The sequence below is a fragment of the Bacteroidota bacterium genome, from assembly GCA_016722375.1.
Classification (GTDB): Bacteria; Bacteroidota; Bacteroidia; order Chitinophagales; family LD1; genus Bog-950.
Window position 1 is genome coordinate 19818 of record JADKJG010000001.1, and the last position, 15819, is coordinate 35636.

Genomic DNA, 15819 nt, shown 5'->3' on the forward strand with positions numbered 1-15819 from the left:
GCCAAACGTGGCACATCTGAGGTCAAACGCGCTACATCCGGGGTCAAACGTGTCACATTCATGGTGAGATGTGTCACATTTGGGGTGAAACGTGGCATATCCTGAGGAAACCAAGCTTATCCGGGTTTATTTGTGCTATATTCCTTCCCGACTTACTTAACTAAATCGGCAGCATAGTTTTAGAACCGCACCACCGTTTTTGTTGACCTATAAATTGAAAAACTTCTTCACCTCGGCCACCATTTGGTTTTCGGTCAGATGGCCGGCAGATTGAATGTTGATGGTTTTGGCTGTGAAGGATTTACTTTCTTTCAAATGATTGTACAGTTGATCTTTTGCTGTGGTGGGGCCGAAGAGAAAAATATCGTCGTAGGCCATCAGGCGGTTAGCCAACATTTTGAAATAGTCGTTCATGATGTCGCGGTCGCGGTTGTGTTTCCGAATCTCATTGTTGGTGGCGCGGTGGTTGCCCAGACGGGCGCCGTCGCTGCCCTCTCCCTCGATGCGCACTTGCGATTCTTTGTCTGAAAATACGGTCTCCATCACCGGAGTTCCGTTGCTGACATCAATAAAATGGGCTTTGGTATGGTCAAGCCATAATCCAATTTGTTGTTCTGTTTTGGTTTCTTTCATGTTTAGAAGATTTTAATGTTGGAGATAATCAAATATAAGGAAGATAGTGAAATTTAAAAAACATTTGCTGTGGAAATGGGCGGCACCATCCTCTAATTTCCGTTTTCTACTTTCGCCAAAAATCATCCACATGAAATCTCGGCAAACTAACAAGAGAAATAATTTTAAAAGAATCAGCGGACTTCTTCTATTCAGTTCACTCCTATCCGTTCAATGGCTATCTGCGCAAAGCGGCTGCACGGATCCACAGGCCAGCAATTATGATGTGGCTGCCACGGTGAACGACGGCTCCTGCACTTATCCGGTCACGAATCAGGCATTGATTTTGAAATCGGTACTCCCTTCGCTCCTATCCGAATCTTCCGGCTTGGTTTTCACCGACGGACAGTTGTGGTCGAATAATGACAGTGGAAATCCCGCAGCGATTTATAGGGTAGATACTTCAAACGGAAGCATTTTGCAGACGGTGTTTATTGATAATTATCCCAATACCGATTGGGAAGATTTAACGGCAGACAGCGCCTTTATCTACATAGGAGATTTTGGAAACAATAACGCCACACGGAGAGATTTGAAAGTTTTGAAAATTGCTAAGGCATCTATTTCAACCGATAGTATCGTGCATTTGGATGCAGAGGCAATCGCCTTTTCTTATGCCGACCAAAGCAGCTTTTCGTCAAGTAACGCTGAAAACTTTGATTGCGAAGCGCTTACCTCAGTCAAAGATTCTCTTTATCTTTTTACCAAGGATTGGGGCGACTTGAAAACCAAAGTTTATAAACTGCCTAAAACACCGGGGTTATATTCCGTAGCACCTTATTCCTCCTTTTCTGTAGATGGATTGATAACGGGTGCCGATTATAATCCGTCATCCAACGAAGTTGTTCTGATAGGCTATACAGGGAATTACAGCGAATCATTTCTCTGGTTCTTGAATGATTTTACCGAAGATCTTTTCTTTTCAGGCAACAAGCGGAGAATCGTGATGAGCAATTATCATTTCTGGCAAACAGAAGGGGTTGCCTTCGCAACCAGCAATCGCTTTTTTGTTTCCTGCGAAACGATAGGCAATGTTGATGCTACCTTATATAGCTGTCGCGAAGATTGGGAGCCTGTACTTACTTCTTCTTTGCCCATTTCTTCCGAGTCAAATTTTGTCCTCGCTCCTAATCCTACAACCGGAATGGTTCATCTGCTAAACATAGAAGCTACCTCTTCTTTTGAGTTGTTTGATTATTCAGGCAGAAGATTGATGAATGGATTACTGGATAAGGGTAGCGATGGAATTGATTTGCAGAAATTAATCCCCGGTCAATACCATATCGAACTGACAGACTCTAAAGGAAGCAGAGGCGAGGCCTCGATCGTGAAGCAATAAAAAAAGGCGGCCCGGAAATCCAGACCGCCTTGAGACATAAGTTTCGTGTTCTCTATTTTGTGATGAACACCTTCCTTGTGGTTGTATTTTCGCCGTTGAATACTTTAACGATTACATAAGCTGCAGCCATGTTGTACACTTCTTTAGTGTAAACAGCCGAGCGATAGAATTCGTCGCTGCTGATGATCTGCCCCATGACATTGTACATATCAATCTGGGCATGAACCACTGTTTCCTTGGTGAAGTCCACATAGACGATGTTCTCATTGCTCCAAATGTCAATCTGGTTGGCAACGATACTATTCAATCCGGTTGCTGCTCTGGAGTTGATGGTGACCGTTTGGCTAATGCTTGAAGAGCATCCGCCTTCGTTCACCACAAGCAATTCAACCTTGTAGATTCCCTCGCTGAAATAGCTATGTGTAGCACTTGCGCCGCTGCCGGTTGCACCGTCACCGAAATCCCACTGATAAGTAGCCGCATCTTTGGTCGTGCTGTTAAAGTTGATATTCTCATTCGGAACAGCCACATTCAAATCGCTGGCAAAGGCGGCGATAACTGTCTGGGTGCCGGTTACTTGAATATTCTTCATCACTACATACCCGTTGTTATCACTCAAAGTGAGCATATAAACTCCGGCGTTCGCATTCAGGGTGATGGAACTTCCGGCATTGAGTATTCCAGTAGAAATCACGACGCTGTTTTGGTCGGCCAGAGAGTAGTTCCAGTTGGCGCTGCCCGGTTGTTCAATCTGAATCATACCGCTTCCGCTGCAAGACGCATCAGTAGTCATGACTTTAGCCGGTGGCGTAAAGTGCAATACAAAACGGTCTTGGTTATCGGCCTTAGTAGCAGTGAAAGAGTAATCTCCATTGCGCAGATTATGCCAAACACCGGTCTTCTTGTCTTCAAGGAAGATATAGGTAGTAGGATCAAAAGACTGGATTCCACTGGCACTGATAGTCATGTTGCCGTTCATTTCTGGTCTCAATCCAACCGGAACAGTGGTGGTAGTTTCCAGTGATGGCAGGCTGTTGATGCCATACCACAGGTTAGCATTCATGTGTGTATAAAGTGTAGGCAATCCCGGTCCACTACCTGGTTTATTTGCATCGTAGATATCGTCGAAGGCGACACTGGCATTTGGATTGAACTCTACTCTGGTTTCGTCCTTACCACCGTTGCCAAAAGACAACTCAAGTTTGAGTGAATTATCAGCCTGTGTGCGATAGAACTGTTTCTTGTTATCGCGGACACGTTCGTTTTGGTAGAACTTAAAGCTATGATTACCCAAAGAACCCGGGATGACCCGAACCATGAAGGCTTGGAACGGTGGAATCACCACCGTGCCCGGAACACCGGTAATCATAATCTGCTGCCAAGTACCGGCGAAAGGACCGGTGGTCTGCCATATCTGAACCTGGTTTTGGAAACCATCAGCCGTTCTATCTTTAGTTAAATCAATAGCAGAAGGATAAGGATTACCCACCAGGTTCCATCCAGATTCAATCGGCTGCGCCTGTAGGGTATTCACCGTAGCATAACCGGAGTTATTTAATCCTCCGATGCTGATGTCGCCAGTGTTGGCGGCTCCAATAAGGGTACGGACAGAGTCGCCGGTCTGATAAGAGGAGTATCCTCTACCTACCTCCATGTTGCCCTGACTCTTAATCATCCAGTTGCCGAGCATACAATTACCGTTGCCCATGTGTCCGTCGTTATAAACAAAGGTGGTTCCGTAAGGCGAATGGAAATCGCTGTGCGTTTCATCGCAGTTCGGCATAGGGCGGACGTAAACATTATCCGGCCCGCTGGCACCAATCTGACTAAGTGGAGCATTCGCTACAGGAGAACTGAGGAAGTGCTGATTGAATCCACGAGTAGGCATATAACGCTCGGCATGAATATCGCCGGTGATAGTACCGTTGAATCCGAAAGAGAAATCGTCAATATAGGTATGGTGGTTGCTTGCCAGTGATCGCAGGGTAAGCGTTCCGGCAGAGACATTAAAGTTCCCGTGTTCTAAGTGCAGTCCTCCGCGAATAGGGATGATAGCATTTGCCACAAGGGATACGCCGTCGTAATTCCTAATCTGAAGAGTATCAAACACGGTGTATCCACTAATCTTCTGTGCTCCAAAAGGACGCACCATAAACACCGTTCCATTACCAACCACTGTGGCATTGTTACTATTTCCTCCCATCCAATCACCGCATACAAACATGTTCTTACCATTGAGGGTAATAGTAGCACCTCCGGCTATGGTCAGGTCACGGACGTTAATGTCCGACTGCCCGATACCTGGAGAGAATGGAGTTCCAGATGGGATAATGACATTTACATAGCAGTTATTAGGTACAGCAGCCGGATCCCAGTTGGTTTGCGTGTGCCAACTAGTATCGGAGACACCTATCCAAGTACTGGTGCAATAAGCAACAGTAGCCGCACCAATCATGTTCACCGGACAGTTGTTTGCTACTTGGGTTGCCACTATGGTGTAGATACCTGAGTCCACTTGATTACCGTAAGTAAGCGGATTCCCTGTACCCATCTTTGGAGCACCGGAATTGATTCCATTAATCTGCAACTGATAGCTAACCCCGATTTGAGAACCACTAAGACCAATGTCAATCGGTGCACAGGCACCTCCGCTGACGTTGTAAATCGTAGGAAGCGGGTTGACTGTAATAGAAGTGGCTGCTGTAGCAGAACAAGCAGTAGTTGAATTGGTAACCGTAACAGAATATGAGGTGTTTGAAACCGGATTGTCTGTTCTAGCATTTCCAGTTCCTCCTATTGGACTTGACCAAGCATAGTCCATACCGTTTTGTGGATTGGCAGTGAAGGTTACTAAATCTCCGCTACAGGTTACCCTATCATTACTTGTATTACCAGATGATTCGGCAACGGTAATAGAGGTAACAGGCAATGGATTGACAGTAACTACTACAGGAGTGCTTAAGCTATTGCAACCCAAACCATCTGTAGTAACTACGCTATAGTTATTTGCTCCAACGGCAGGAGGTGTTACTGTCACATTAGCCGAGCTATTATCAGAACCCGAATAGCCTACCGAGCCAATAGTAGCAGGGCCGCTAAATGCTGTAGTGTAATTACCCGGACCCGAGCGAATGATAGACAATGACCAGTTTTGAAGCGTTCCAGCGTTACTTGCTGCGTCGTCAAATATCCTTAACGACCATGAACCGTCTATGGGGGCGCCGCCACCATAATTCAATGGATTTCCAGGAACTACAGAGGTATAATCTTGCGGAAGGAAGCCCCACAACAAATACGCTCCGGTTCTATCTGGCGCAGTGGACATCGTACCTTTAGGTCTATAGGTGCTACTAAAAGGGGCACTTCCAGATGAAATGATAGTAGAAGCATCCGTTCTAAATACTGTATTGGTATAATTATTCCCGGTTCCTCCGTTATCCGAAGATAGTAGAATCGCTCTGGTACCTGAAGGATCCACCAAATAAATATCTAAATCTGCGTCATTGCCATGCGTGATATTCAAAGTCACCTGAAGAATATCGGTAGGCATTAAAGTGGCACCTCTGGCAGACAATGGAATCGTTGAATAAGTGTAAGAAGTATTAATGTTATCCGGAATAGCCGTCGGAGTTGCTGATGAGCCTGAGAAAGTACGGCTGGTCGTACCTCCGGTGCTTGTGGCGGTCAATACTGCCGAGTTACCAATACAAACATCTGCCGGAGTAGGAACCGATACCGAAGGAAGCGGATTGAAATCAACCGCTACACTTCCTGTTGCCGAGCAGTTGTGAGCATCCGTGATTGTCACCTGATAGGCACCAACCGATAGCGGAGAAGAGGATGGCAACGAAGGATTCTCTACATTTGAGGTAAAGGAATTAGGCCCTGACCATGAGAAAGTATATGGACTCATTCCTCCAATTCTGTTGGCATATACTTGGAAAGCATTACCCAAACAAACCGGGGTGTTGGTGCCAGTACTTGATTCCAAAGAAACCGGAGAAAGCGTACTGCATGAAATATCATCAATAGCAAAATCATTTCCTCCCGGTTGAGTTTGTAAATCTACTATAGATATAATCGCAGAGGTGTTAGCACCTGAGTTCCAGGTTCCATAGAAACGCTGCCAGTAAGTATTGGCGTTGGCCTGCGTATTATTTGCCGGGCCATCACCTAGATTGGCGATAATACCTACAGAGGATCCATTTACATTGAACTGAAGCTGTGCATAATTACCCGAAGTATTTACGCTCATGGCCCAAGCAGAGAAATAATAAACTGTATTAGGAACTATAGGAACAGTCTGTTGCCATACAGTTGGCTGAACCGGAGTTGTAGCACCGTTAATTATCATAAAGTTACCCGAACCAGTAGTATGATCTTTGCCCCAGAAACCTGTGTGATTGTAATTGGCATTATTACCTACGGCGTAGCGACCTTCGGGTTGCAATCCATTGGCAGTTTGATTATTTACATATCCTGTCGTAAAGCTGCCGTCATTACCCAAAGAGAAGTCTCCATTGGTAGTAAGCTCAATAGCCACGGTAGTAAAGGCTTCTGCGGTACAACCATAAGAGTTGGTCGCACTCACAAAATAGGTGCCGGCCTCATCCACAGTCGAAGATTGAGTCGTAGCTCCTGTACTCCATGCGTAGGAAGAGAAAGCATTTGACGTAAGCACCACGTTACCATTGCCCGTGCAATAATTGGCATTGATAGTAACAGCCGGCAATGGATTCACCGTAATTGTTTTATTGGCGATTAGCGTACAACCGGTGGGCTGATGCGTTACGGTTACCGTATATGCTGTAGTAGAAACCGGAGACACGCCCTTATCATTTCCAGTTCCCCCCACCGGAGCTGCCCAAGTGTAGTTCATGCCGGAAGGACTTGCTGTTAAGGTTGCAGAAGCTCCGATACAAATAATACCGTCGTCATTAGTAGCTCCTGATGTCTCTGCTGCTGTCAACGTAGCCGAAGGCAACGGCACAGTAATAGTAGTGTTCGCCGTAGCAGAACATGATGTGCTTGTATTGGTCACTGTCACACTATATCCGGTAGTTGATGAAGGGTTTACTAACTTAGAATTACCTGATGCACTGATGGGACTTGCCCATGAATAACTCATTCCTGAGGTTGGATTTGCGGTAAGGGTAACATTCGCTCCGGTACAAATAGTACCATCATTGGGTGTACCCCCAGAGGTTTCTGCCACGCTTATAGAAGCAACAGGAAGAGCATTGACAGTAACCGAAACCGGACTGCTTGTAGTGCTACAACCTAATGCATCCGTTGTAGTTGCTGTATAGCTGTTAGTACCTACCGGTGGAGTTACAGTAGCCGAAGCTGTTGTATTTCCAGTTCCTGAATAAGAAACGGAACCAACAGTAGCAGGACCATTGAATACTGTGGTATAATCGCCCGGGCGGATGATAGATAGCGACCAGTTTATCAAAGTCCCTCCATCATCATCATCATCATTATCATCAAATATTCTTAAGGACCAATCGCCGTCAATTGAAGCTCCGCCATTCCACACCATGGTATTTGTGGGAATTACTGAAGAAGAATACCCATTTCTATCTGTTGACGTATTACTGCTAAGTGTTCCTTCCGGCCTATATGTTCCGGTGAATGGTGCGGTGTTATTACCGGTAGTTCCAATCACATTGGTGGCATCCGTCCTAAATATTGTATTGGTATAATCGTGTGATCCTCCTCCGTTATCCGAAGTCAGCAAGATGGCCCTGGTTCCTGAAGGATCCACCAAGAAGGCATCTATTTCGTCGTCTTCATCGTGGTCAACATTAAGCGTTACCTGTATAATATCTGTGGCATTCAATTTAGCACCACTACTTCCCGATAGCGTAATAGTCTTATACGCATACGCTGATGAACTCTTGTCACGAATAAAATAATTAAGTGTTCCAGATGAACCGGAATAAGTTTGACCCAAGGTACCACCAGAATTGGTTGCGGTCAATAAAGTGCTTTCTCCTTCACAAATAGTCACGGATGATGGAGTTACAACAACCGATGGCGCTGGATTTACCACTACGGTAGCCGTTACTGGACTGCCTGTACAAAAAGATGGAGCAGGACCTGTTGGTGTAATAGTAAAGGTTACGGTAACCGGAGAGGTAGTAGTATTAGATAAAGTCGCACCGGTTATCGAATTACCAGAGCCGCTCGAACCAATACCCGTTACAGTACCTACATTATCTCTGGTCCAAGTAAACGTAGTACCGGAAATTGAATTGCTTGTTCCCAAAGTCATGGTAGCAAAGGCCTCTCCGGAACATAATGTTTGACTGCTGTTGCTAACGGTAGCTACGGGCAGCGGATCAACATTTATAGTTCTCGTTCCGCTTACAGCCGGACATGCACCGGGAGTATTAGTAGTTAGTTCTAGCACCACAGTACCGGTAAAATTATTTGCCGGCGTATAGGTTCTTGTATTTGGCGTAGAAGATTGGCTGGTGCTACTCAATGAACCACCACCAGACAAAATTGTCCATGCGCCGGTCGTTGCACTGCCCCCTATTCCTGCTCCTGATAAGGTAATAGCAGAAGGACTTGAAGATTGACATACATAATCTGGCCCGGCAGGAGTAACCGTAGCCTTCGGATTTACATTGATGGTCCTGTTGCCGCTTGCTACAGGAGGACATCCCGGTGCATTACTGATTAAAGAAAGGGTAACCGTTCCGCTATAGTTAGCAGCCGGAGTATAGGTAACAGAAGCCGGATTGGCTAATTGAGACGTACTACTCAAAGCACCGCCGCCAGAAATAATAGACCAAGCACCAGTAGTGGCACTGCCCCCTACGCTTGCTCCAGTTAAAGGAACCGCAGATGGGGTAGCAGATTGACACACGTCAATTGCCGCGCCGAGTAACGGTTGGCAATGCGCTCACATTAACAGTGCGCGTATCATTTACAGCAGAACATCCGCTTGGAGTGTTCGTTGTTAAACGCAAAGTCACTGTTCCGCTATAATTAGCTGCAGGTGTATAAGTTACAGTCGCAGGATTTGCCGTCTGAATGGTACTACTTAGCGAACCTCCTCCTGAAACAATAGACCAAGCACCCGTTGTGGCACCCCCACCTACACTTGAGCCAGTTAATGTAATAGCAGAAGGACTTGCAGACTGACAAACATTATCAGGCCCTCCCGTTGTAACCGTGGCAGCTTGGTTTACAGTTACAGAAACTGAGCTGCTGGTATTACTGCAACCCAGAGCATCTGTGGTAGTGGCTGTATAGTTGTTAGTTCCTACCGCTGGGGTTACATTGGCTGTTGCCGTTGTGTTTCCAGTTCCTGAATAAGACGTTGAGCCTATGGTAGTGGGACCGTTGAAAACTGTTGTGTATCCACTTCCTGATGAAATTGAGATAGACCAATTATTCAAAGTTATTGTCCGGTCGTGACCACTACTGGAAGTTGTAGAAAGTGTTAATGTCCATGTACCACCTATTGATGAACAAGCAGGGGCAACACTTATACCTGCAAACGTAGCCTTGTAAGTACCGGTCGGTATTGTTGAACTGCTTGATCCGGGAAATGTATTACCACTCGTCGTGGTAAATACATAATCGCCACTACTAATAAAATCATTACCATTATTGGACCCTCCTGGCCTGTCAAATATAGTAGTAGTACCGCAAGGACTTGTCAGTGTCGCTTTTACATCCCCTGCCCAAGTATGAGTGGCATTCATCGTAAGGGTAATATCCGACAAACTACTTAAAATACCATTCGGAAGTGTAATTGAGGAGTTTATAGTCTGAGGGTCGTTGCCATTACCGCTATAGGTTGTATTATTTGAACCAGAAACCGGACCCGCAGTACCTCCTGAATTAGTAGCAGTTAATAATGAACTTGAACCTTCACAAATGGTTGTCGGCGACCTGATTAAACTAACAGACGGCAGCGGATTTACAGAAACTGTAACTAACGTACTCATTTCAGCATAACAACCCGAAGTATTATTGGTTGCCAATACATTATATGTAGTGGTGCTACTCAAAACGCCCGTGGAGAAATTAATAGTTCCACCGGTCCCCAATACAGGGCTTCCTACATTCACGTTTCCTGCGTCGTTCCGCAATTGATACGTAAATCCAGACACCGAACTGCTCAATTGAATTTGTGTCAGCTCACCAACACATAGACTTGGCTTCACGGCACTTACGGTTTTATCCGCAGGTTCGGCATTCACTGTTACATCTACGTTGAACGTTGATCCTGGACATGAATTTGCCAATGGCGTTACCGTATATCTTTCTATTCCTCCGGCTGTACTTGTTAAAGTCTGGGCAATAGTAGTACCGCAGGATGAGTTACAATTGGAACCACCTGATACTGAACCGCTTTGTGTTGCGCGTGTTCATGTAAACGTACTGCCGCTTATTGTAGAACTTAATGCCACACTGGTAGCAATACCGCTGCATACCGTTTGAGGACTTGCTGAACCTACCGGGGTAGGATTCACTAGCACCGTTGTCGTTATCGGACTACCAACACATAATGAAGGTGAAGGACCGGTTGGTGTAATGGTAAAGGTTACGGTAATAGGTGCATTAGTATTGTTGGTTAATGTTCCAGAAATATTCCCTGTACCACTTGCAGCAATTCCTGTTACATCTACGGTATTATCTCTTGTCCAGGCAAAGGTCGTTCCACTTATTGAATTGCTCGTGCCCATAGTCATGGTCGTAATAGCATCTCCGGAACATTTGGTCTGACTGCTATTGGTCGCTGTTGCAATAGGAGTATTACTAACCGTTACCGTTGCCGTACTCGTCATTTGGCGATTACAAGAAGTTGTGGTGTTGGTGGCTAATACATTTAAAGTTATCGTGCTACTCAGGTTTCCGGTTGAAAGCGTGATCGCTCCCCCTGTCCCCGCTACCGGACTTCCCACAGATGCACCTCCCGAATTATTTCGTAACTGATAGCTCACGCCCACCTCCGAACCGGACAAAGTCATATCTGTCGAAGTCCCCGAGCATATTGTGGCTGCACCGGATAAAGTATATAAGGTAGGAAGCGGGTTGACTGTAATAGTTCTGGTGTCTGTCTCCACGCCACAAACTCCGCTAGGATCATTTGTCGCTAATGTTAAAACCACGGTCCCAAAATAATTTGCCTGCGGTGTAAATGTTCTTGTATAAGGAGTAGAAGAAGATGAAGTACTGCTTAGAGTTCCTATGCCAGATGTGATGGTCCATGCGCCACTGCTGGCACTACCACCAATGCTGGCACCGGAAAGTGTGATGGCAGAGGGACTAGAAGATTGACAAACTTCATTCGGACCACCAGCAATGGCTATCGCTGCTTGACTTACAGTAATAGTTACTGTATTATTCATTTGCATGCTGCACTGAGTAGTAGTATTTGTTGCCAATACATTGAACGTGGTGCTATTAGTCAATGCTAGAGTTGGAAGTAGTATAGACGAACCTGTTCCCGCTACAGGGCTTCCTACATTCACGTTTCCTGAATTATTTCTTAGTTGGTATGAAACCCCCGTCTGTGAACCAGAAAGGGTAATATTAGTTCCAGAACTGGAAGAGCAGATAGACGTAATACCTGCAGAAGTGTTATAAATAGTAGGAGAAGGATTCACCGAAACCACCGCAGTATTATTGGTACTAATACTATTACTACAAGTGCCGGATGAATTTCCTGATGATAGAGACGTTACTGTAATAGTAGAAGACCCGGTTAAAGAACGCGTTGTGAAACTTCCCGAACTGCCACTAAAGGTCATAGTGGCAGTATTCCCACTGGAAGAAGGATTAGCAGAAGTGTTATAAGTTACCACATAATCACCATCAGGCAAAGAAGTAGAGTTTAAGGTAACTGTAGAACTACCACTTCCGCAAAGCGCAGTACCTGAAGCGGCTGAAGTTAAAGAGTAGTTAGGACAGGTCCAAGTAATCACTACTTGTCCGTTTCCGCCATCACCCGAAGTGGAAGAACCTTCTCCCCTGCCACCACCACCTGCACCTGGAGTGCCACCATCTGTAGCGCCAGGACTACCATCAGCCGCTGCTCCCACACCCCCAGTTGCAGTACCTGTACCACCAGCTGTGGCCGTGGAAGTAGAAGAACCACCATTTGATCCGTTACTGCCATTGGCAGTAGTCAAGGCAGATCCGCCACCGCCGCCGCCGGCTTCATTATTACTGCCGCCAGAGCTACTGCGGCCACTTCCTCCATCTCCTCCTTTATAAGATGCTTGAATAATTCCTACTACCGGAGAAGCGGCTCCTCCGGTTCCTCCCGAAGTACTGTTACTAAGAGATAAACCACCGTTGGCGGTTATTGTGTTAGCACCGAAAGTTGCGCTGGAAAGAGTTCCAGAAGTGCCTGGTGAACCTCCAGCACCCACCGTAATCGCAACAGTGTTGCCTCCGGTTAAACCTGAAATAGTTCCTTTAGTATATGCGCCACCGCCGCCGCCACCTGCTGCTTTGCTAGTATTAGACCCTCCACCGCCAGCGCCCCAAGCCGCTATGGTCACATTGGTTACACCGGCAGGAACCGTAAAGGTACCCGATGAGTTAAAAGTTTGCGTTTGCGCCTGAACATCCCCAGTAAACATACAGAGGGTGAGGGCAAACAAAATGGCCACTGCCGAAAATCCAGTCCAAAGACGCAATGTGGTTTCTTTTTTGAGGGGTAGAGTAGTTTGTTTCATAAAATTTACGGTTTGTTATTTATATACCTTCTGCTTTATTACGAGGTTTGCTTGCCTTTTGTTTCATACAAACGAATCTTCATTTCAACATTCTTCATTTTTAGTCATTCCAAAACCATTATTACCCAATTCCGGTGCATAAAATCTCGGAAATCGCTTAAATCCTAAAAAAAACAGAGTCCAACTTGTGCGCAACACGAATGACGTGTTGCTATGTCCAATTCTTAATCAGGAGCAAAATACACTCAGAAGCAAAAAAAGTCAAGGGGGGTAGGCAAATAATTTGTGTGTTATAACTTAGATATTTAGATACAGTCAATGGTAACAGGCAAACACAGGGTAGCAGCGAACAAGGACCTATCGCTCGCTAACAGGCGCCTGTTTTTGGCTAACAGGTACCGAATAGCAGCTAACAGGGACCTGTCTTTGGCTATTAGGGACCGAATAGCTACAATCAAGCACCTGTCATTGGCTAACAGGCACCGAGTAGTTGCGAACAGGTACCTATCTCTTGTTAACAGGGACCGAGTAGCTACGAACAGGCACCTGTCTTTAGCTAACAGGCACCGAGTAGCGGCTAACAGGGACCTATCTCTTGCTAACAGGGACCGAATAGCAGCTAATAGGTCCCTGTCTCTCGCTAATCGGGACCGAATAGTTGGAGATGGGTACCGAATAGCAATAAGCCTGTCAAAAACGGAAAGAGAAGAGGCCAATTTAGCAGATAACTGGGTGAAACGGCAAACCTAATAGCTATTTATAGCTGCTCCTTTGCCACATATACCTTCAGACAACGATATAAAGCAGAAAGGGTATGCCGTTTGGCATACCCTTTCTGTTTGTTTGTGATTGGAATCTGACTTAGAACTTCAATATCTTAAACTCCGTTCTTCTGTTCTCTTGGTGTTGATCTTCGGTGCATAGGATGATTTGGGTGCCTTCGCAAGCACATTTGTTTACCAAGCGGTTTTCTCCAGCCCGCAGCTATCAATCTCCGAGCACTAACTCCTTACTGACGATGTAGTTGACCGCCGCCTCGGCTTCTTTGCTCGATAGTTGTTGGTTGTATTTGGCCGTAGCACGACAGTCGGTGTGGAGCTCAACTCGATTTCTAAGGTCGGGTTGTCTTTCAGTACTTTCACCAGCTTGTCTAGTTCTTTGGCTTATGTCCGGACGAATGAACCATTTGTCCAAATCATAGTAGATGTTCTCGATCTTGATCGCTACGCCTTTCTTTACTTTCTCCAGTTCCAGCGTGGTGTATAAAGTGGCCGGTGCTTTCTTGCCTACCGTGGATTGGGTGGCCGTTACCGTCAGGTATTTGGTATCCGGTTCGCCGGTTTCTTTGCTCGCCTCTAATCGGTAGTTGGTGTTGGGTTCTAGGGTGAAGTTGCACTTGCCATCTTTGTTCGCCGAGCATACTTCTTCTTTGTTCGTCGTCAGGTTGGTCATCTTGATCTTCGAGTTTTCCAGTGGTTCTCTGGTCTTCTTGTCCAGCACCGTCACTTCCATGTTGATGCCGCCTTCTCCAATCATCGGTATTTTGATCAGTTCCGGTTTCTCTTTCACGTCTTCTACTACTTCTGCAGGCAGGTAGCCTTGTTTGGTAGCGCTGAATACGTATTTCTTGCCGGGGATAGCCGGGAAGGTGAATTCGCCTTCTTTGCCCGACTGTGCCTTGCCTTTTATGTTGTCTTCTTCTATCATGATCACGCTGGCTTCGCTAATCGGTTCGCCCGTACTCACGTCATAGACCATACCGTTGACCACGATGCCCTTCTTGGTGAAGCTGTAGATGTCGTCGTCGCCTTGTCCGCCGGGGCGGTTGGAGCTGAGGTAGCCTTGTTTGTTATCTCTGTTGATGATGTAGTTGAAGTCGTCTGCATTGGTGTTGACCGGATAGCCCAGGTTCTGCGGCTCTGTCCAGCTCATGGTCTTGCCGCCTGTCTTGATCATGCTCGCCGAGTAGATGTCTAATCCGCCCAGTCCCGTATGGCCGGTGGAGGCAAAGTATAGGGTTCCATCTTCAGACACAAAGGGAAACATTTCATCGCCGCTCGTGTTGATCTTAGGTCCTAAATTGAGCGGGGTAGTCCATGGGCCACCGATTTCTCTGGTGCTGATATAGATGTCCACGCCGCCATAGCCGCCCGGCTTGTCGCTGGCAAAGTAAAGGGTCTTGGCATCTTTGCTTAGGCTAGGATGACCTACCGAGTATTCTTTGTCGTTAAAGCTCACTGCTTCTACTGTCTCCGCACCCCAACTGTCTTTGTCTTTCAGCCAGGAGATACGGTAGAGTTTCAGTTTCACGGTTTTGTCGGCAGAGAAGAAGGCTCTTTTGCCATTGTAGTTGCTGCGGTCGAAGAATAGTTCGCCCATCTTTTCATTATAGCTCGAACTGCCTTCATGGAATTTTTTGTTCGGCAGTTTGCCACGCATCAGTTGGGCTGGGCCCAGTTCAGATGAATTGGAATCTGTTTTGAAGGCTTGGTAGATTTGCAGGAAGCTCCCTTTGGTCCAGTCGTCTTTGAATTTTACATACGCATCTTCATATCTGTTGGAGCAGAAGAAGATACCCGTGTCTTTGAAGAAGGCTACTCCGAAGTCGGAGTATTTGCTGTTTTGTTTCAGGTTCTTGAGTTCGTACAGTCCATTGTCTTTGCTCAGCTCTTCTATCTTGTCTATTCCGTCCATCCGTTCTTTCACGCTCAGGTCGTTGGGCGCTAATTCTGAATAGGCTTTGTATTGTTCTTTCGCTTCTGCATATTTCTGATTGGCTCTCAGTGCTTCGGCATAGTAGAGTTTGCTCGTCAGGTCTGCTGTTTCCATCTGGGATAAACGCGCATAGTAGGGCTCCGCTCCTGCCCAGTCATTGATTAGCCGGTGGCTATCTGCTATTCTTTGCAACACATATACATTGCTGCTGTCTTTCTTCAACGCCCGTTTGTAGAACTCAATCGCATTGCGGTAGTCAAATTGTTTGTAGTAAATATCCCCCATCTTCACCGATGGCTTTTCTGCTACTACAGCACCGCTCATCAGCAGGATGGTGAGTAAGAGGGTCAGGAGTTTTTTCATGGTCTTTATTTTTTCGGGTTG

General features: G+C 46.1%; 6 protein-coding genes. 1 reads left to right on the forward strand and 5 read right to left on the reverse strand.

Annotated features, from left to right (window positions below):
- Positions 1-207: 207 nt before the first annotated feature.
- Entirely contained in the window at positions 208-633 is a 426-nt protein-coding gene (locus IPP77_00095; GenBank protein ID MBL0308139.1) for a hypothetical protein, read from the reverse strand.
- A gap of 130 nt (positions 634-763) precedes the next feature.
- Between IPP77_00095 and IPP77_00100 the strand changes: the two genes are divergently transcribed.
- Entirely contained in the window at positions 764-2011 is a 1248-nt protein-coding gene (locus IPP77_00100; GenBank protein ID MBL0308140.1) for a T9SS type A sorting domain-containing protein, read from the forward strand.
- Between the two features lie 52 nt (positions 2012-2063).
- On the opposite strand, the gene IPP77_00105 is transcribed toward IPP77_00100, so the two are convergent.
- The 4 genes from IPP77_00105 to IPP77_00120 form a co-directional block, all read right to left on the reverse strand.
- Complete coding sequence (locus IPP77_00105; GenBank protein ID MBL0308141.1) at positions 2064-8888, reverse strand: proprotein convertase P-domain-containing protein; 6825 nt, start codon at positions 8886-8888, stop codon at positions 2064-2066.
- Between the two features lies 1 nt (position 8889).
- A complete protein-coding gene (locus IPP77_00110) occupies positions 8890-10278 on the reverse strand; it encodes a proprotein convertase P-domain-containing protein (GenBank protein MBL0308142.1) in 1389 nt (462 codons plus the stop codon).
- Positions 10279-10401: 123 nt separating this feature from the next.
- Positions 10402-12720, reverse strand: a complete 2319-nt coding sequence (locus tag IPP77_00115; GenBank protein MBL0308143.1) for a hypothetical protein — start codon at positions 12718-12720, stop codon at positions 10402-10404.
- A gap of 987 nt (positions 12721-13707) precedes the next feature.
- Entirely contained in the window at positions 13708-15798 is a 2091-nt protein-coding gene (locus IPP77_00120) for a carboxypeptidase regulatory-like domain-containing protein (GenBank protein MBL0308144.1), read from the reverse strand.
- Positions 15799-15819 lie beyond the last annotated feature (21 nt).